This is a genomic window from Lentzea sp. JNUCC 0626 (assembly GCF_043632865.1).
Taxonomy (GTDB): domain Bacteria; phylum Actinomycetota; class Actinomycetes; order Mycobacteriales; family Pseudonocardiaceae; genus Lentzea.
In genome coordinates, this window is record NZ_CP171635.1 from 4,218,764 (window position 1) to 4,235,824 (window position 17,061).

The 17,061-nt window shown below is 69.5% G+C and carries 23 protein-coding genes, 2 tRNA genes and 1 pseudogene; 16 read left to right on the plus strand and 10 right to left on the minus strand.

All coding sequences use genetic code 11. The features are described 5' to 3' along the window. Nucleotides 1-22: 22 nt before the first annotated feature. On the plus strand, nucleotides 23-769 hold the full coding sequence (locus JNUCC0626_RS18010; protein ID WP_394620918.1) for a Long-chain-fatty-acid--CoA ligase: 747 nt from the start codon (nucleotides 23-25) through the stop codon (nucleotides 767-769). Here the strand turns inward: JNUCC0626_RS18010 and aroQ are convergent. The 7 genes from aroQ to JNUCC0626_RS18045 form a co-directional block, all read right to left on the minus strand. Beyond that, complete coding sequence (gene aroQ / locus JNUCC0626_RS18015; RefSeq protein WP_394620919.1) at nucleotides 756-1,187, minus strand: type II 3-dehydroquinate dehydratase; 432 nt, start codon at nucleotides 1,185-1,187, stop codon at nucleotides 756-758. The two genes, JNUCC0626_RS18010 and aroQ, sit on opposite strands and share 14 nt — an antisense overlap. After that, nucleotides 1,184-2,293, minus strand: coding sequence for a 3-dehydroquinate synthase (aroB, locus tag JNUCC0626_RS18020; protein ID WP_394620920.1), 1,110 nt, complete (start codon nucleotides 2,291-2,293; stop codon nucleotides 1,184-1,186). The genes aroQ and aroB overlap by 4 nt, the downstream gene beginning before the upstream one ends. Further along, nucleotides 2,290-2,796 carry a shikimate kinase gene (locus JNUCC0626_RS18025; protein ID WP_394620921.1) on the minus strand — a complete coding sequence of 169 codons (507 nt, stop codon included), beginning with the start codon at nucleotides 2,794-2,796 and terminating at the stop codon, nucleotides 2,290-2,292. Before JNUCC0626_RS18025 ends, aroB begins: the two co-directional genes overlap by 4 nt. Continuing rightward, on the minus strand, nucleotides 2,793-3,992 hold the full coding sequence (gene aroC / locus JNUCC0626_RS18030) for a chorismate synthase (protein ID WP_394620922.1): 1,200 nt from the start codon (nucleotides 3,990-3,992) through the stop codon (nucleotides 2,793-2,795). Before aroC ends, JNUCC0626_RS18025 begins: the two co-directional genes overlap by 4 nt. 13 nt (nucleotides 3,993-4,005) lie before the next feature. Continuing rightward, a complete protein-coding gene (locus tag JNUCC0626_RS18035; protein ID WP_394620923.1) occupies nucleotides 4,006-4,485 on the minus strand; it encodes a prepilin peptidase in 480 nt (159 codons plus the stop codon). 82 nt (nucleotides 4,486-4,567) lie between these two features. Then, complete coding sequence (locus JNUCC0626_RS18040) at nucleotides 4,568-5,023, minus strand: PTS sugar transporter subunit IIA (protein WP_394620924.1); 456 nt, start codon at nucleotides 5,021-5,023, stop codon at nucleotides 4,568-4,570. Then, the gene (locus JNUCC0626_RS18045) at nucleotides 5,020-5,256 is read right to left on the minus strand and encodes a glucose PTS transporter subunit EIIB (RefSeq protein WP_382442159.1); all 237 of its coding nucleotides are present in this window, start codon (nucleotides 5,254-5,256) and stop codon (nucleotides 5,020-5,022) included. Before JNUCC0626_RS18045 ends, JNUCC0626_RS18040 begins: the two co-directional genes overlap by 4 nt. Nucleotides 5,257-5,367: 111 nt before the next feature. On the opposite strand from JNUCC0626_RS18045, the gene JNUCC0626_RS18050 reads away from it, so the two are divergent. The 3 genes from JNUCC0626_RS18050 to JNUCC0626_RS18060 are packed head-to-tail and all read left to right on the plus strand — an operon-like array spanning nucleotide 5,368 to nucleotide 7,721. Then, on the plus strand, nucleotides 5,368-6,123 hold the full coding sequence (locus tag JNUCC0626_RS18050) for a GntR family transcriptional regulator (RefSeq protein ID WP_285642344.1): 756 nt from the start codon (nucleotides 5,368-5,370) through the stop codon (nucleotides 6,121-6,123). Next, nucleotides 6,120-7,421: a PTS transporter subunit EIIC gene (locus JNUCC0626_RS18055; protein WP_394620925.1), complete on the plus strand. Its 1,302-nt coding sequence runs from the start codon at nucleotides 6,120-6,122 to the stop codon at nucleotides 7,419-7,421. Before JNUCC0626_RS18050 ends, JNUCC0626_RS18055 begins: the two co-directional genes overlap by 4 nt. A gap of 33 nt (nucleotides 7,422-7,454) precedes the next feature. Then, a complete protein-coding gene (locus tag JNUCC0626_RS18060) occupies nucleotides 7,455-7,721 on the plus strand; it encodes an HPr family phosphocarrier protein (protein WP_285642411.1) in 267 nt (88 codons plus the stop codon). Between the two features lie 198 nt (nucleotides 7,722-7,919). Here JNUCC0626_RS18060 and JNUCC0626_RS18065 read toward each other — a convergent pair. Next, nucleotides 7,920-8,282: pseudogene (locus tag JNUCC0626_RS18065) on the minus strand (phosphatase PAP2 family protein); the annotation flags it as partial. Between the two features lie 165 nt (nucleotides 8,283-8,447). Here JNUCC0626_RS18065 and JNUCC0626_RS18070 point away from each other — a divergent pair. From JNUCC0626_RS18070 to JNUCC0626_RS18095, 6 genes are all read left to right on the plus strand, one after another. Then, nucleotides 8,448-9,992: a recombinase family protein gene (locus JNUCC0626_RS18070; RefSeq protein WP_394620926.1), complete on the plus strand. Its 1,545-nt coding sequence runs from the start codon at nucleotides 8,448-8,450 to the stop codon at nucleotides 9,990-9,992. A gap of 33 nt (nucleotides 9,993-10,025) precedes the next feature. Next, nucleotides 10,026-10,346, plus strand: a complete 321-nt coding sequence (locus JNUCC0626_RS18075) for a hypothetical protein (RefSeq protein WP_394620927.1) — start codon at nucleotides 10,026-10,028, stop codon at nucleotides 10,344-10,346. Then, entirely contained in the window at nucleotides 10,343-10,510 is a 168-nt protein-coding gene (locus JNUCC0626_RS18080) for a hypothetical protein (protein ID WP_394620928.1), read from the plus strand. The genes JNUCC0626_RS18075 and JNUCC0626_RS18080 overlap by 4 nt, the downstream gene beginning before the upstream one ends. Next, nucleotides 10,507-10,758 (plus strand): hypothetical protein, encoded by a 252-nt coding sequence (locus JNUCC0626_RS18085; protein ID WP_394620929.1) that lies wholly within the window; start codon nucleotides 10,507-10,509, stop codon nucleotides 10,756-10,758. Before JNUCC0626_RS18080 ends, JNUCC0626_RS18085 begins: the two co-directional genes overlap by 4 nt. After that, nucleotides 10,755-10,991: a hypothetical protein gene (locus tag JNUCC0626_RS18090; RefSeq protein ID WP_394620930.1), complete on the plus strand. Its 237-nt coding sequence runs from the start codon at nucleotides 10,755-10,757 to the stop codon at nucleotides 10,989-10,991. Before JNUCC0626_RS18085 ends, JNUCC0626_RS18090 begins: the two co-directional genes overlap by 4 nt. A gap of 250 nt (nucleotides 10,992-11,241) precedes the next feature. Beyond that, nucleotides 11,242-11,318: transfer RNA gene (locus JNUCC0626_RS18095), tRNA-Tyr, on the plus strand. 109 nt (nucleotides 11,319-11,427) lie between these two features. Here the strand turns inward: JNUCC0626_RS18095 and JNUCC0626_RS18100 are convergent. Both JNUCC0626_RS18100 and JNUCC0626_RS18105 read right to left on the minus strand, forming a co-directional pair. Then, nucleotides 11,428-11,907, minus strand: coding sequence for a hypothetical protein (locus tag JNUCC0626_RS18100; protein ID WP_394620931.1), 480 nt, complete (start codon nucleotides 11,905-11,907; stop codon nucleotides 11,428-11,430). 3 nt (nucleotides 11,908-11,910) lie between these two features. After that, nucleotides 11,911-12,306, minus strand: coding sequence for a hypothetical protein (locus JNUCC0626_RS18105; RefSeq protein WP_394620932.1), 396 nt, complete (start codon nucleotides 12,304-12,306; stop codon nucleotides 11,911-11,913). Between the two features lie 33 nt (nucleotides 12,307-12,339). Between JNUCC0626_RS18105 and JNUCC0626_RS18110 the strand changes: the two genes are divergently transcribed. The 6 genes from JNUCC0626_RS18110 (at nucleotide 12,340) to JNUCC0626_RS18135 (ending at nucleotide 17,045) form a co-directional block, all read left to right on the plus strand. Then, nucleotides 12,340-12,412 (plus strand) — tRNA-Asn (locus JNUCC0626_RS18110). A 235-nt stretch (nucleotides 12,413-12,647) separates the two neighbouring features. Then, complete coding sequence (locus tag JNUCC0626_RS18115; RefSeq protein WP_394620933.1) at nucleotides 12,648-12,803, plus strand: hypothetical protein; 156 nt, start codon at nucleotides 12,648-12,650, stop codon at nucleotides 12,801-12,803. A 694-nt stretch (nucleotides 12,804-13,497) separates the two neighbouring features. Then, nucleotides 13,498-13,782, plus strand: coding sequence for a hypothetical protein (locus JNUCC0626_RS18120; protein WP_394620934.1), 285 nt, complete (start codon nucleotides 13,498-13,500; stop codon nucleotides 13,780-13,782). Between the two features lie 10 nt (nucleotides 13,783-13,792). After that, nucleotides 13,793-14,125: a phage tail fiber protein gene (locus JNUCC0626_RS18125; protein WP_394620935.1), complete on the plus strand. Its 333-nt coding sequence runs from the start codon at nucleotides 13,793-13,795 to the stop codon at nucleotides 14,123-14,125. 19 nt (nucleotides 14,126-14,144) lie between these two features. Further along, complete coding sequence (locus JNUCC0626_RS18130) at nucleotides 14,145-16,526, plus strand: DUF4082 domain-containing protein (protein ID WP_394620936.1); 2,382 nt, start codon at nucleotides 14,145-14,147, stop codon at nucleotides 16,524-16,526. A gap of 33 nt (nucleotides 16,527-16,559) precedes the next feature. Further along, entirely contained in the window at nucleotides 16,560-17,045 is a 486-nt protein-coding gene (locus tag JNUCC0626_RS18135; protein WP_394620937.1) for a hypothetical protein, read from the plus strand. The last annotated feature ends 16 nt before the right edge of the window (nucleotides 17,046-17,061 follow it).

The window sequence follows — 17,061 nt, forward strand, 5'->3', positions numbered from 1 at the left end:
GCGCCCTTCTACGATCAGGTTCGTGGAGATCGTCTCGAACGGCTCGCGGCCCGATCTGCAGGGGGCGGCGCAGGCCGCGTTGCGGGACGGGTGGCCGCCGTTCGTGCTGCGCGGCCAGGTGCCGCGCGAGTGCCGCGCCGCCGTGGCCGAGTACTTCCCGCGCTACGACGTGCTTCTGCTCGATGACGACGACTCGGTGCTGGCGCGGGCGACGGCCGTGGCGTTGCGCTGGGACGGTTCGGTGCCGGGGTTGCCCGACGGCGGGTACGACGGGGCGTTGGCCGCGGCGGTCCGGGAGCACGAGAGCGGGCTCGCGCCGGACACGTTGTGCGTGGTCGCGGCGACCGTGCGGACCGGCCGAACCGGAGGCGGGCTGGCCGGCCGCGTGCTGACCGGGTTGCGCGAGCGGGCGGCGGAGGACGGGCTCTCGCGCGTGATCGTGCCGGTGCGGCCGACCTTGAAGGCGACCTACCCGCTGACGTCGATGGAGGACTTCCAAGGGTGGGCGCGGGAGGACGGGCTGCACCTCGACCCGTGGATCCGCACCCACCAGCGGCTCGGGGCCACGATCCTCGCGCCCGCGCCCCGGTCGATGGTGGTGACCGGGACCGTCGCCGAGTGGGAGCGGTGGACCGGGACGGCGTTCCCGCAGAGCGGGCGGTACGTCGTCGCCGGTGGGCTGGACCTGCTGCGGATCGATCGGGAGCGCGACCAGGGCGTCTACGAGGAGACCAACCTCTGGATGCGCCACCCCGTTACTTCTGCTTGAGCGCCAGCCAGCGCAGGGCGAGGAGGTAGCCCTCGACGCCCAGGCCCGCGATCACGCCGGTGGCGACCGCCGAGACCACGCTGTGGTGCCGGAACTCCTCGCGCTGGTGGATGTTCGAGATGTGCACCTCGACCAGGGGCGCGGTGAGCTGGGAGCACGCGTCGCGCAGGGCGATCGAGTAGTGCGTCCAGGCCGCGCCGTTGAGGACGACCGGGGTGCCCGCGTCGGCTGCCTCGTGCAGCCAGTCGACCATCTGGCCCTCGTGGTTGGTCTGGCGGACCTCGACGTCGAAGCCGAGGTCCTTGCCTTCGGCGACGCACATGTTCGCCAGGTCGGCGTGGGTGGTGCTGCCGTAGATGAGCGGCTCGCGGGTGCCCAGGCGGTTCAGGTTGGGGCCGTTGAGGACCAGGACCTTCACAGCAGCACCGTCCCGCCCTGCGCCTTGGGCTCGGCGGCGACGGCGCCGTACGCGGCGGCGATCAGCGACGGGTCCGGGCCTTCGAGGCGGCCGGGCTTCGCGAGGCCGTCGAGGACGACGAAGCGGAGCACGCCCGCCTTGTTCTTCTTGTCGACCTTCATGCCCTCCATGAGCTGCGGGAGGGCGTCCGGGTCGTAGGTGGTCGGCAGGCCGAGGAGTTCGAGGACGCGCTTGTGGCGGTCGGCGGTCTCGTCGTCGAGGCGGCCGGCGAGGCGGGCCAGTTCGGCGGCGAAGACCAGGCCCACGCTGATGGCGGCGCCGTGCCGCCAGCGGTAGCGCTCGCGGCGTTCGATGGCGTGGCCGAGGGTGTGGCCGTAGTTCAGGATTTCGCGCAGGGACGACTCGCGCAGGTCGTTCGTGACGACGTCGGCCTTGATCTGGATCTTGCGGCGGACCAGGTCGGCGAGGACCTCGCCGGTCGGGTCGAGGGCCTGGGCCGGGTCGGCCTCGATCAGGTCGAGGATGACCGGGTCGGCGATGAAGCCGCCCTTGACGATCTCGGCCATGCCGGCGATGAGTTCGTTGCGGGGCAACGTCTCCAGCGTGGCGAGGTCGACGAAGATGGCGTCCGGTTCGTAGAACGTGCCGACGAGGTTCTTGCCCGCGTCGGTGTTGATGCCGGTCTTGCCGCCGACGGCCGCGTCGACCATGCCGAGCAGCGTCGTCGGGATGTTGACCAGCCGCACGCCGCGCATCCAGGTGGACGCGACGAAGCCCGCGAGGTCGGTGACGGCGCCGCCGCCCAGGCCGACGACGACGTCGGTGCGGGCGAGGCCGATCTTGCCCAGGACGTCCCAGCAGAAGCCCGCGACGGCGAGGTCCTTGCCGTCCTCGGCGTCGGGGACCTCGACGCGGTGCGCGTCGACGCCCACCGCCTTGAGCTCGTCGACCAGCACCTTCGCGGTCTCGGCGAGCGTGGGCTGGTGGATGATCGCGATCTTGGCGGTGGTGCTGAGGAACTCGACGATGTCGCCGAGCAGGCCGCGGCCGATCACGACGTCGTAGGCCTTCTCCGCGGCGACCCGGATGCGCACGGGCTCGGTCATGCTTCAGCTCCCTTGATCACCGCGTCGGTCACCTGGTCCGGGTCGAGGGCGTCGGTCAGCACCTCGATCGTCGCGACCTCGCGGTACAGCGGCAGGCGCGCGTCGAGCAGCGCCTTGAACGTGGCGCGCGGGTTCACGCCGGTCAGCAGCGGACGGTTGGCCGCGAGCCCGGTGCGGCGCACGCCCTCGGCCATGCCCACGTTCAGGAACACCACGGTGTGCTCGCGCAGGCGTTCGCGGGTCGTCGCGGACAGCACCGCTCCCCCGCCCAACGCCAGCACGCCCTCGTGTTCGACGAGCGCCTTCGCGACCGCTTCCTCTTCCATGGCGCGGAAAGCGGGCTCGCCGTCGTCGAGGAAGATGTCCGAGATCGGCTTGCCGGCCAACTCGACGATGTCGGCGTCCGCGTCGCGGAACGGCAGGTCGAGGCGGGCCGCGAGCAACTCGCTGACCGTGGTCTTGCCCGCACCGGGCGGGCCGACCACGACGAAGCGCGGGCTCACATGCCCTCCCAGCGGGCTTCCAGCGCCTTGAGGTACGCGTGGGCGTTGCGGCGCGTCTCGTCGAGCGAGTCGCCGCCGAACTTCTCCAGCGCCGCCTCGGCGAGCACCAGCGCCACCACGGACTCCAGCACGACACCGGCGCGCGGCACGGCGCAGACGTCCGAGCGCTGGTGGATCGCGACGGCGGGCTCGCCGGTGCGCACGTCCACAGTGGACAGTGCACGCGGGACGGTCGAGATGGGCTTCATGGCCACGCGCGCACGGAGGATCTCGCCGTTGGTGATGCCGCCTTCGAGGCCACCGGCGCGGTTCGAGCGGCGGGTGACGCCGACCGGGCCGCTGCCGCGGTCGATCTCGTCGTGCGCCTGCGAACCCCAGCGCTTCGCCGACGTGAACCCGTCACCGATCTCCACGCCCTTCATCGCCTGCACGCCCATGAGCGCGGCGGCGAGGCGGGCGTCGAGGCGGCGGTCCCAGTGCACGTGCGAGCCGAGGCCCGGCGGCAGGCCGTAGGCGAGCACCTCGATGACACCACCGACCGTGTCCCCGGCCTCCTTGACGGCCTCGACCTCGGCGATCATCGCGTCCGTGCCGCGCTGGTCGAAGCAGCGCACCGGCGACTCGTCGATCGCGGCCAGGTCGTCCGGCGTCGGCAGAGCCGCGTCCTCGGGCGTCTCGGCCTTGCCGATGGACACGACGTGGCTGACGATCTGCACGCCGAGCAACTGCTGCAGGAACTGCCGCGCGACCGTGCCGAGCGCGGTGCGGGCTGCGGTCTCGCGGGCGGACGCGCGCTCCAGCACCGGGCGGGCCTCGTCGAAGCCGAACTTCTGCATGCCCGGCAGGTCCGCGTGACCGGGCCGCGGGCGGGTGAGGGCCTCGTTGCGGCCCGTCGGCTTGAGCAGGCTCGGGTCGACCGGGTCCGGCGACATGACCGTCTGCCACTTGGGCCACTCGGAGTTGCCGATCGTCACCGCCACGGGACCGCCCTGGGTCTTGCCGTGGCGGACGCCGCCGAGGATCTCGACCTCGTCCTGCTCGAAGCCCATGCGGGGCGAGCGACCGAACCCGAGCCTGCGGCGCCCGAGCTGGGCGACGAGGTCCTCGGTGGTCACCTCCACCCCGGCGGGCATGCCCTCCAGGACGGCGACGAGGGCGGGGCCGTGTGACTCTCCAGCGGTGATCCAGCGCAGCACGTTCACAATCCTTTCACAGCGTCGTCAATGCCCAGGTGGCGGCCAGCAACCCCGGTCCGTGGGGCACCGCGCGAGTGCGTCTGAACGCGGCGAGGGCGAGAGTGACCGCACTGGACAGGATCGCCGCAGGTAAGAGGGCCGGCAACGAAAGTGCGGCGCCGAGGCCGAAGGTCAGCTTCACGTCGCCGCCGCCCATCAAGGCGGGCTCGCACCACCTCACCGCGAGATGCGCGCCACCGAAAAGCGCGGCGCTCAGCAGCGCTTCTCCCAGCCGGTGGGACTGCAGGAGCAGCAGGACGGCGGCCAACGGGAGGGTGAGGGCGTCCGGCAACCGGTGGTGCCGCAGATCGATCACCGCGAGCACGATGCCGAACCAGGCCAGCACGAACGATTCGGGTGGTGCGTCCAGGACGGCGGCAACCGTCCACAGCGAACCCACGAGCGCGCCCAGGACGAGCGCGCCCGGCGTGAACGAGAGCAGGACCGTGGTCATGACACCACGGTCCTGCTTGGTACGACTTCGACCAAATTTCGGCCTGTGGTGAACGGTCCGTTCACCACACAGGTCTACGGGGTCAGCGAGACCAGTCGAAGAGCGCGTCGTTCGCCGTCACGTCGACGCCCACCGCGAGGTCGCCGAGCGCCTCAGCAGACGCGTCCAGCGCGATGACCGGGCAGATCGGCGCGTACCCGGCCGCCTCGACCTCGGCCGGGTCCCACGTCACGATCTTCTGACCGGCCTGGACCTGCTCGCCCTTGACGACGTGGACCTCGAAGCCCTCGCCCTTGCGCTTCACGGTGTCGATGCCCAGGTGGACCAGCACGGCGGCGCCGTCCGCACCTGCGACGACGAACGCGTGCGGGTGCAACGTGACCACGGTGCCGTCGAGCGGGGAGACGACGTCGGCCTTCGCGCGGACGGGCTCGACGGCGACGCCGGGGCCCACCATCGCCTCGGCGAACACCTGGTCCGGAACCTCGGAGAGCGCGACCACCCGGCCGGCCACCGGGCTGCCGACGCGGACGCTCACAGGAGGTCCTCGATGTCCGACGCGATGGTGTCCGCCTCGGGGCCGACGACGACCTGGACGACGTTGCCGGAACGCATGACTCCGTGTGCTCCCAACGCCTTCAGGGCCTTCTCGTCCACTACCGACCCGTCCTCGAGCTCACACCGCAGACGGGTGATGCAGGGCTCGATCTCGATGACGTTGTCGCGCCCGCCCAGCGCGGCGAGGATCTTCTGCGCCTTCTCGTCAGCCACGTTCGTACCTCTCGTTCCCGTAACAGCGGTTGACACCCGCTCGGTGCGCGGAGCATTCTCCCGCACCAACTGGTCTAGACCGGAAAGTACCACTAGCGAGGAGGTGAGCGAGTGAACGAGATCGTGGAGGGGCCCAAGCCCAAGCACGCGCAGCTGCGCGAGATCCTGCGGCGGCTGGCCGAACAGGAGCTCGCTCCCGGCTCACCGATTCCGTCGGAGCGCGACCTGGCCGAGCGGTACGGAGTCTCTCGCATCACCGTGCGGGCCGCAGTCGGCCAACTGGTCGCCGACGGCCTGCTCACGCGGGCGAAGGGGCGTGGGACGTTCACCGCCAAAAGGCGCTACGACCTGCAGCTCTTCCTGGCGTCGTTCACCTCGGACATGAAGGCTCGCGGCGTCGAGCCCAGCACCGAGGTGATCAGCGCCGGCCAGGCGGCACCCGGTTCCAAGGCCTCTCTCGGCCTGGAACCGGACGAGTACGCGTACCGCGTCGTGCGGCTGCGCAAGGCCGACGGGGCACCGTTGGCGCTCGAGGCCGGCTGGTACAGCCCGCACATGCTTCCCGAGCTCGACCGATGTGACCTGACCGGATCGCTCTACGAGATCATCGCGACCCGGTACGGAATCCAGCTCGACCACGCGCGGCAGACCGTGTGGGCCGAGACCGCCGACGCGGAGACCGCGAAGGCGCTCGACGTCCGCAAGGGCAGCCCGCTCCTCGTGTTCAGGAGGGTCGCCAGTGCCAACGGGCAGCCCTGCGAAGACGTGACTTCCTGGTACCGGGGCGATCTCTACCAGGTGACCATGCAACTGGACCGGACCGTCCCGGGTTCCGCTCCTCACTCCGCCAAGGGAGGTACCACATGAGCGCCAGCGCCCCAGAGGCGACAGGCGGTCGCGGGTTCAAGGGCCTGGCCGGTTTGCAGCGGTTCGGTCGCAGCCTCATGCTGCCGATCGCTTCACTGCCCGCCGCCGCACTTCTCCTGCGTCTCGGCCAGCCGGACCTGCTCGGCAAGGAGGGTCTGGGCTGGAACCAGGTCGCCGCCGTCATCGGTGGTGCGGGCGACGCCCTGTTCAGCAACCTGCCGCTGCTGTTCGCGGTGGGTGTGGCGATCGGGTTCGCGCGCCGGGGTGACGGTTCGACCGCTCTCGCCGCCGTCGTCGGCTTCGTGGTCACGCAGGCCGTCTTCAAGGCCATGTCGCCGATCGTCCTGCCGCTCGCCGAGGACCCCGCGAAGCAGGAGCAGATCAACTACTCGGTGCTGACCGGCATCGTGGTGGGTCTGATCACCGCCGTGCTGTGGCAGAAGTACCACCGCATCAAGCTGCCCCCGTACCTCGCGTTCTTCGGTGGCCGTCGCTTCGTGCCGATCATCGTCGCGGGCGTCATGATCCCCGTCGGCGTCGTGATGGGTCTCATCTACCCGTGGTTCGACAAGGGTCTGACCGCCGTCGGCGAGGCCGTCTCGGGCAGCTCGATCATCGGTGCCGGCATCTACGGCGTGATCAACCGCCTCCTGATCCCGCTCGGCCTGCACCACATCCCGAACACGTTCATGTGGCAGGTCTTCGGCGAGTACCAGGTGGACGGTGCCACCAAGACCGGTGACATCCCGCGCTTCTTCGCCGGTGACCCGACCGCGGGCACGTTCATGTCCGGCTTCTTCCCGATCTTCATGTTCGCGCTCCCCGCGGCCGCCCTGGCGATCATCCACACCGCCAAGCCGTCGCAGAAGAAGATCATCGCCGGCATCATGGGCTCCGCGGCCCTCACCTCGTTCATCACGGGTGTCACCGAGCCGCTCGAGTTCGCGTTCATGTTCGTCGCGTGGCCGCTGTACATCATCCACGCGATCCTGACCGGTACGTCGCTCGCCATCACGAACGCCCTCGGCGTGCACGACGGCTTCGGCTTCTCCGCCGGCGTGATCGACTACCTGCTCAACTTCAACATCGCGACGCGTCCGCTGCTTATCATCCCGATCGGTCTGGTGTACGCGGCGATCTACTACTTCGTGTTCCGCTGGGTCATCACCAAGTGGAACCTGAAGACGCCGGGCCGCGAGGACGACGAGTCGCCGGAGGCCGACGAGAGCGTCGTGGGTGCCTCGGGTTCGGCCGACACGGCCGTCACCGAGAAGCCCGCCAGGCACGACAGGCAGTAGTCAGCTCAACCAGCTCTACCGGGAGGAACCATCATGGCCGAGCGACGGGTCACCGTGGCCAGCAAGGTCGGACTGCACGCCCGGCCTGCCGCATTGCTGGCGAAGGCCGCCGCCGACCAACCGGTGACGGTCACCATCCGCAAGGACGGCGGCGAAGCCGTGGAAGCGGCGAGTGTCCTGGGACTCATGACCCTGGGCGCTATGCACGGTGACGAGGTGGTGCTCAGCGCCGAGGGGGACGGAGCGGACGCTGCTCTCGACGCCATCGCCGAACTGATCGCCACCGACCACGACGGGTGATCCCGGTCGTGAGTGGTCCTGCCCGCCCCGAAGGACGGGACCACTCACGACCCACCCGAAGTGCAGCACCACACCCGCGGTCACGACGGCGGCGAGAGTCGACGGCGTGGCCTGCGGGTAGCTCACCATCAGCCACACCCCGCCGGCCGCCAGCGCGGGCGGCACCACCAGCCCCGCGGTCCACCTGCGCAGCAGCAGGAACGCGAACGTCGAGACCAGCAGCGCCGCGCCGAGCGTGTCGCTGAACCGGTGCCAGCCGAGCGACACCGTCTCCGCCGCCACCGCCCCCGCGCCGATCGCCCCCGGCACCGCCACGAACAACGCGAACCGGCGCGGCACGGCCATCGTCACCGCGATCACCGACGCCACCGCCGCCGTGGTGTGCCCACTCGGGAAGCTGTTGTGCACCAGTACCGCGTCGTCGTCCATCGGCGGCCGCACCAGCACGTAGAGCTTCAGCACCTGCGCGCCCAGCACCGACCCGCCGAGCAGCAGCAACGGCGTGAGCGACTTCTTGCGCGCGAACACGATGACGAGCACTGCGGCGACGATGATCGCCATGTCCACGTTGGACGCCCACGAGCGTTGCAACGACAACTCGGGCAACGCGGCGTTCGCCGGATTCCACTCAACCCCGTATGAGCCGAGCCACCGAAAGTTCACCACCGCAAGTTTTCGGTGGTAGCTTGAGCGCAGTCACCGAAAGCTCACCACCGAGAGGTTGCTGTGGCTCGCTCTATCCTGCTCCAGGCTCCGCCGAACACTGTTTCCATCAACATCCGCCTCTCTAAGCAGGCAAAAGAGGAGAACCTCTCCAAGGACGGGATGCTGAACGACTGCATCCAGCTCGCCGCGAGGATGAACCTTCGGGTCATCGCAGTACACATCGACGACGGCACCTCCGGAGCCATCCGCAACCGAAAGGGCTTCACCGGCTGGCTCGACGACGCGCGCGAGGGCCGATGTGACCACCTCCTCGCCTGGCACGTCGACCGCATGACCCGCGAGGGCATCAACGTCGCCGGGATGATCCTCGACACCATCGAGGGCAAGGACCCCGAGACTGGCAAGGTCGTTCGCCAGCCCGTCCGGCTGCTCGACACCCAGGGCCTCGACTCGGGCGGTGACGAGACCTCGTTCCGCATTCAGTTCGTGATCAAGGCCGAGATCGCCAGGGCCGAGCGCGAGCGGATGCGCGACCGCAACCGCAATGCGAACGCCCGTGCGCGAGCGGCGGGCCGCTGGCCTGGCGGACCCACCCCCTACGGGTTCAAGGCCGTCGACAACCCAGAAGGTGCGGGCAAGGTCCTCGTCCACCATGACAAGGAGGTCTGTTTCATCCGCGAGGCTGCCGCGCGCGTCCTGGTCAAGGCCGTCGGGGGCACCCGCAAGAACACGTTGGGCACCGTGGTCCGCTGGGCCAACACCTCCGCCGGACACCCGCCCCGCCGAGCGAAGAAGTGGACCCGCAGAGCACTTATGGGCGTCCTCTGCGGCTGGCCGGTCCGTGGCTACCTGACTGGCACGGTTGACGGCAAGCTCGGCCCGATCCTCGACGAGACGGGCCGCCCTGTCCGCATCCCCGAAATCCTGACCCCGGACACGAGCGCCGCGATCCGAGCCCTTGCGGCCTCCCAGTCCACTCCCAAGGGAGGCCGGCAGCCCTCCCGGCTGCTCAGCGGGCTTATGCGCTGCCTGACCTGTCACTCCGTGATGTACGTCGGGAACCGCAAGGGCAGGTCTCACGCCTACCGGTGCTCTACCGGCGGAGGTACCGCTGACTGCTCATCTCAGACCAGCATCAACGCCGACCAGACGGAGGCGTACGTCGCGGACTACTTCCTCGAACGCTGGGGGACCTCGCTCGAATACACCCGGCTCGCTCAGGTGACCGGCGCGGCGGAGGTCGAGGCCGCAGATGCCGCCGTCGCCGCAGCCCTCATCGCTCTCTCCCAGGACGCCAGCCTGGAGAACCTCGCCGCGCTCAAGCGTGCCCAGGAGCGCCAGAAGACCGCACAGGACATCCCGAAGACCTCTCAGATTCTCGTCGTGCCCACTGGACGCACGATCACCGAGGCGTGGGAGGCAGGGTCCATCGACGACCGCCGGGAACTCCTGGAGACCAACTTCGCGGAGATCCTCGTGTCACCTGGCTACCGCGGCTCTCGCTACATCGACACGCGCCGCCTGAAGTTCGTCATCCAGCCCCCGCACGTGCTGGAGCACCTCGACGAGGACTGGAGGCCTGGCGCTGTCACCGTCGCCGTCTGAGTAGGACCGCCGCAACTCGCAGACGTCATGACCATGACCACCTCTCGATGCCGTTGTGGGCGGACGTGGACCGGCACCGTGTCCGCCCACTGCGCGTGCTGCCACGAGCACTTCTCCACGCCCAAGAACTTCGACCTGCACAAGCCCAAGGCCCGCAAGCCCAACGGCGAGCCCGGATGCAGGAAGCCCGCCGTGATGACCCGCGAGCGCCAGGACGGCACGGTCGTCCCGCTCTTCAAGGCCACCGAGGGCGTCTACGGCACCACCTGGGTCGGCTGGACCGAGGAGAGCCCTTACCAGGGCACCTTCGAGGACGGGGAGAGCATCGTTGGCCGAGAGGACTTCGCAGCGTGAAGCGCATCCCGAGCATCCTCGGCACCGCGGCTGACCAGCTCCACGACCACGTCTTCACCCGCGTCGCCGCGAGCGGTCGTGTCTCGGCGATCGATCTCGTCCTCATCCAGCTCGCCGACCAGCTCCGGAAGCTGGCCGATCTGCTCGGAAAGGCGGCTCAGTGAGGTCTCCCCAGCGCAAGGACGTCCCCGTCGAGCTGGTCCTGGCCTACGCGAGGGACTGGAAGGCGGGCGGGGCCGACGGGCTCGTTCACCGGCTCGTCCAGCACGGCTTCCCGACCAAGGTGGCACTCGCCAAGGTCAACCAGCTCATCGGGCTCCGCCTCCTTGAGTGCGGAACCACGGCCTTCTACTCCTGGCCGACGGACGAGGGCCTCGCCCTCCTGCACACCCTGGAAGGAGGTGCCGCGTGAGCCTGGCCGAGATCCTCGGCAAGGTCGACGACCCCGAGGAGCGCCAGGCCCTCGGGTCTCGGCTGCTCCACGAGATCGCTCGTCGCCGCCGCGCCGCCGCCTCCGCTGGGCCACGCATCGTGCGGACCGAGAAGAGGTGTCCGGGATGCGGAGCGACCAAGCTGGTCGCCGAGTTCGGCCGCAACGCCGCTCGGCCCGACGGCCTCCAGTCGCTCTGTCGCGGATGTCGGTGAGCTTCGCCTCGGCCCCGTCTCCCTCGTGGAGGCGGGGCCTTTTTCGTTTACACGGCTTGAGTCACCGCGCTCGCCGATCTCCCCAGTAGAGAGCGGCGGGCCTTCTGGGTCCTTCCGGTGCGAGCCCTTGTGGGCACCGAGGACCGACCCGCCGCCGCGGCTGGGAGTGTGCGCGCCATCGCGCCCCCTGGACCGCTGTCCCGCCGAGTGCGCTCCTCCGCCCGCTACCCGGAGTCGAGCGCCCGGCGGGGCCACATGTCGCGCTAGCTCAGTGGCAGAGCGACCGAGATAGTCGGATGGTCCGGGGTTCAAATCCTCGATGCGGCGGGGCCGCATTAGCTCAGCGGTAGAGCACCCGATGATCGGTAGGACCGGGGTTCGAATCCTCGGCGCGGCCCCAGGGCGGCCTCACGGACTGCCCTGCCAGTCTCACCGCTCAGTCCGCCGAATCGACACGGACTGGGCGGCTGTTCTTCCGTCGTGCCGTCGAGGCCGACGCCCGAACGTGCACGTGCGTGAGCTTGTGCCGCGCCAACTCCTTGAGGACGTGCTCCCGACGGATGTAGAAGCTTCCCTCGTCGCCCACGTCGAGCCGTTGCGGGAACTTGAGCGAGTTGAGGTCCGACAGGTCCGTGTCGGCGAACGCGAAGATGGCGTACTTGTGATTGCGGCGCATCCACGCTGGAAGGCGGTCCCGCACTCGTCGAGGCTTGCCCAATGTCAGGTGGGCAGACTGCACAACGGTCGCGCGCCTCCCGATGTTGGTGACCGTGATGGCGAAGACGTGAAGGTCTCCGGGGTGCATCGACATCTGGGAGACGCTGACCTTGAGCGCCGCACGGTCCACGCGGAGCGAGTAGATGAGTTGCCAGAGCAGAGCGAGCCCGGAAACGCCGAGCGCGAACCATGCGACCACGGCTCAGGCCTTCCCCAGCGGAGCCAGGGCACGGACCAACCAATGCGCATCCCCGTAGACCAGCTCGACGGACTGGACCGGCCTCCGCTCGGTCGCGTCCGCTCCGAAGGTGATGACCGGCCCGCCGATGACGACATCGTCGCCCTCCTGGGTGATCACCCAAGGGTCCGTGTCGGCCAGCTTCGCGCCGCGCGCCGCCTGGTGGTCCAACGCCTGATCGACCGCCGCGAGGAACTGAGCCAGTGCGCTCGTCGGCACTCCGAACCGCGCCGTTCCGTCCGCATTCCGCTTCGCCGACAAGACGAGCGCGTCCGGTGCGGTCGAGACGTAGAAGCTCTCCCCGCGAACCTCGACACCGAACGGACCCGCCGCCTCGGTGCCTTCAAGCAGAAATCCCATGCACCACATCGTACTTCCGCGTCTTTCTACCAATCCCGGATAGCTCAGTCGGCAGAGCGGCGGACTGTTAATCCGCGCGTCCCAGGTTCGAGTCCTGGTCCGGGAGCACCCACGCCAACCCCTCGACCGCTCGGATGGCTACCGAGCTGGGTGGCGTTAACGGGGCCGCTGGCCTCGCGCTCCGGTTCGCCAGGAGACGCCCTCGGCGGAGACGTCCGCGCGGAGGGTTCAGGGGTCGAGGGCGTAGGCCTGACCCAGTCTCCAAAACCGATGTCCGGAGGTTCGACTCCTCCCGGCCCTGCTCAGCGTTTACACCCCCTCCCCCTGGAAGGACACCCGCGGTGACACGCCCCAGCAACCCACTGCGCGCCATCCAGCAGGCGGGCTACAAGTGCAAGGCCCGGTCTCCCCAGGGCTTTGTGTGCAACCGCCCCGCCGGCCGAGTGGACGGGGTCACCGGGCTCGTCGTGTGCCAGGACCACCTCACCCGGCCCTGATGGAGCCCCCTCCTACTTCGCCCCCCAGCTCCCGCAACGGTTGAGCTGGGGGCCACTTCACGTTCCGGCCCCCGTTGGCCACCCCCCTCCCCCTTCTACAGGCCCCTCCACACGAGGCCCTGGGTATGCAGGCCAGAAGATCAGGTGATACATGCCAAGAGCTAAGCGCGTGTGCCGTGAGCCTGACTGCGGTGAGCCCACGACTTCGACGCGATGCGTTGCGCACCAACGCGAGTACGAAGCCGCACGCGGCACCGCTGCCCAACGCGGCTACGGCTACGCACATCGCAAGGCAACCGCGAAGGCAACAGCCAAGGCCAAGGCGTGCACCTCATGCGGCCAGCCCTTCACCGAGGCCAACCCCGCAACCGGCGGCCACGTGCGAGCCGTTCGCCACGGCGGAACGGTCCACGACGGCATCGAGGCCCAGTGCCGCACATGCAACTACGGGTGGAGGCGCACCGGGCTTTGAGCCCCCCAGCTCGCTCGCCGCGAACTCCCCGAAATTCCCCCGAGAAAGTTGCTCGAAAGGCTTGACAAACCGGCGCGACCCCACCCCGACCTGGGGGGTGCCCCCCTCCCCTCCGCACACAGGAGACCGGTGGAGAGGGCATCTCAGGGTTAGCCAGGTTCAAACGCCTCCAAAGTGACCCCTCTTCACTCTCTGCCACCCGCCTCGGAGAGGAGGCCCTTCATGGCGCTCGTCTGGGTCGCCGTCGCGCCGATCTGGCACGGCCAGTTCCGCGCGTTCAACCCCGGCCAGATCGTCCCGGACTCCGTCGAGGCCCGTTGGGACTACTCCGGCCAGGGCCTCGTCGCCCGCGCCGAGGTCGACGTGGGCGAGACCCCCGACCTCGAAGAGACCGGCGTGGCTTTCCGCGAGGACGTCGTCCTCCGGACCCAACTCCACATCGGACCGACACCTCCGGAAACTCCCGATGTCGGGACGGTCTGGATCGACAACTCCGTCACCGTCTAAAGGGAGCCTCATGCCCATCGACACTGCGCGCCAGCGCGAGAACCTCGCCGCCGCGTACGCCGCCGCCGCAACGCACGTCGCCGCGCACTCGACCGACCCCGGCACCACCGGCACTGGCGAGATCGCCGGTAGCCGCAAGGCGATTTCGTGGACGGCCGGCACGGTTGACGGCGTCGTCACCGCCACCGTGACCCTCGACATCCCTTCTGGCGCAACGGTTGCCGGGATCGGCCTGTGGGACGCCTCGGTCGGCGGCAACTACCTCGACGGCGGCCCGGTCACGTCCCAGGCCTACTCCGCCAACGGCACCTACACGATCACGCTGACCTACACCCAGAGCTGACCTATCAGGAGGTGGGCGAATGCCAATCCAGGCCCCCACCCTGGTAGCGACCTACTCCGCGGGTCCGATCTCAACGTCCCCGGTCACCGGCAACGTCACCATCGCGGCCGGGGACGTGCTCGTCCTCATCGTCGACACGTCCGACTTCCTCCGCCTGGCTGGAACGCCGGTCGGCGGGAACGCGATCAACTGGACCCTCCAGCAGAAGAGCGAGTTCTTCGACTACGCCAACCAGTACATCTGGACGGCGACCGCCCCGAGCGCGCAGAACTTCACGCTCTCCGTCCCCGCCTCTAACGGCAACCCCGGAGCCCAGGAAGTCTTCTGGAGGCTCCACCGCTACTCGGGTTCGGGCGGTATCGGAGCCTCGAACATCGCCCACGCCGCCGGGACGCCCACGCTGGGCATCACGACCACCCGCGAGAACTCGGCGCTCCCGTTCCACATCTGCGACTGGAACATCGTCGACGGCTCCGGCCGGTCCTACCTGACGTCAGCGGGGGCAGCGCCGGAACTGGGCTACGCGCGCACCTCGGCCGCGACCTACTACCACGCCGTCCACCACAACGTCGGGGCCGCCGGAGCCAAGACCGTCGGCCTCTCCGCCCCATCGGGGCAGGTCTGGACCCTTGGTGTCGTCGAGGTCCTCGGCGACACCATCGCACCGAGTCAGGTCACCGACCTCAAGGCCACACCGGCCTCGGCCACCTCCGTCCGACTGGACTGGACGGCCGCCACCGACAACGTCGGAGTCGCCTCCTACACCGTCCGGCGCGGCGGCTCGGTCGTCGCCTCCGGAGTCACGGCGACGAGCTGGACCGACACGGGCCTTGCGCCGAGCACGCACGTTTACACGGTCCAAGCCGTCGACACCTCCGGCAACGCCGGGCCACAGAGCGGCTCCGCCTCGGCGTCCCTCGTCCCCGTCGCCGTGAGCGGCTCCGGATCGGGTTCCCTGGCTTCCTCTGCCGCCTCGGTGGGCTTCCCCGGTGCACTCACCCTCGACGGTTCCAGCGCACTTGTCCTGACAAACCCCCTGACGGGATTTCGAGGCTCCTTGGCCCTCGACGGCTCCGGCGGGCTGGCGCTGGCTGGCGCGAAGTGGGGCTACCGGGGCAACCCGATGGACCTCGGCGCTTCCGGCGACCTCGCACTGGCCGACTCCGCGCTGACGATTGTCACCGCTCTCGCCCTCGGCGGGACCCCGATCCTCGGACTCCTCGGCCCGCTCGTCGAGGTGCCCTCGCCTGGCTCCTTCCCGCTTGAACTGGAGGGCGGCTCGGCGTCCGCGCTCGACGGCCACCCCGGCTTCTCTGACTTCGTGCCGCTGTCGGGCTCTGGCCAGCTCGTCTGGACGCCCGTCGACATCAAGGGCTCCGGAGAGCTGACACTCACTGGCCTCGGGCGGCTCGCGTACGCCGACCCGAACTCCAAGCCGATCTACTTCTGGACCGGTGAGTCCTGGAGGCCCGCGGACGTCTTCGTCTGGAACGGCCGAGCCTGGCTCCCGTTGCGCGCCAACGACATTCACGTCATCGCCAGCCCTCCCGGACCTCCTGACCCCTCGTCGGGTTCGGGCTCGCTGACCGCGTCCGGCATCGGCCAGCTCGCGCTCGCCGGGCTGAAGGTCGCCAGCTCCGGCGGTCTCGCGCTCGCTGGCTCCGGTGCGCTCGCCACCACGGCACCCGCCCCGGCCAGCCCCGGCTCGCTGCCCCTCGGGAGTGCCGGCCAGCTCGCGCTCGCGGGCACCTCGGCCGCCGTCGATTCCCTTGCCCTCGACGGCTCCGGCGCACTCGGCCTCTCCGGTGCTCCAGCCCTCCTGGACGCCCTCGGCCTGTCTGGCATGGGCACGCTCGTCCTCACAGGAGCCGCGGCTCCCACCGAGTACCGGATCACCCCGAACGCCGTCGGCCCCTCGACCAGCGTCACCGACGGACAACCGCTCACCCTCGGCGTCGAGTTCGCCCTTGACGCTCCGGCGTCCGCGACGAAGCTCCACTTCTGGCGTTCAGCGCTCGACGTCACCGGGACCATCACCGGCCGGTTGTGGGAGATCACTGGCGCAGCTACCGGCGTCCCGGTGCCTGGCAGTGACGTCACCTTCGTCCTCTCGGGGACCGGGTGGCAGACAGCAGCCTTCTCCGCCCCGATCACGCTAAATCCCGCAAAGCGGTACATCGCCTCCGTCCGATTCCCTGACCGCTGGTCACTCACGACCGGCTACTGGGACGACCTGGGTGACGGCAGGAACGGGTACGTCAACGGCCCGCTCCGGGCTCACTCGTCGGCAGAGAGCCTCTACGGCCAGGCCGTGTTCACCACCGGCTCAGACAGCACATTCCCAGACCGCAACGGTCAGGGACGCCACTACTGGATCGACGTCTCAGTGGTCGCCGTTTAGCGACCCCTACCAAGGAAAGGAGGACGACCCGCTATGTCGTCAGGTGGAGCACGTGGCCGGTCCGGCCCCGCCGCCGACCCCAATGCCATCCGGCGCGACCGCGAAGGCGACTGGGTCGTCCTCTATCCGCGGACCGGTCCGCTCCCGGACTGGCCGCTCTCGTTCCCGGCCTCCCCCGGTGAGGCGACGCACTGGGAGCGGCTCTGGGTCACGCCCCAGGCGACCCAGTGGGAGCGCAACGGTCAGGAAGTCGAGGTCGCACTCTACGTGCGCTCGCTCGCCGAGGCCGAAATGCCTGGAGCCGCCGCAAATCTGCGGAACCTCGTGAAGCAGCTCCAGGAGAACCTCGGACTCTCCGGCATCGGCCTCCAACGCTTCCGCTGGAAGGTCGCCGACCCCAACACCTCCGCCACCTCGGCGACCCCATCCGCCAAGACTCCGGCCGCACGGCCTGACCGGAGCCGCCCTTCCGCGCGCGACCGCTTCCGAGTGGTGCCGCCGCCGACCGAGGGCGACTAACCCTGAAGGGAGGCCG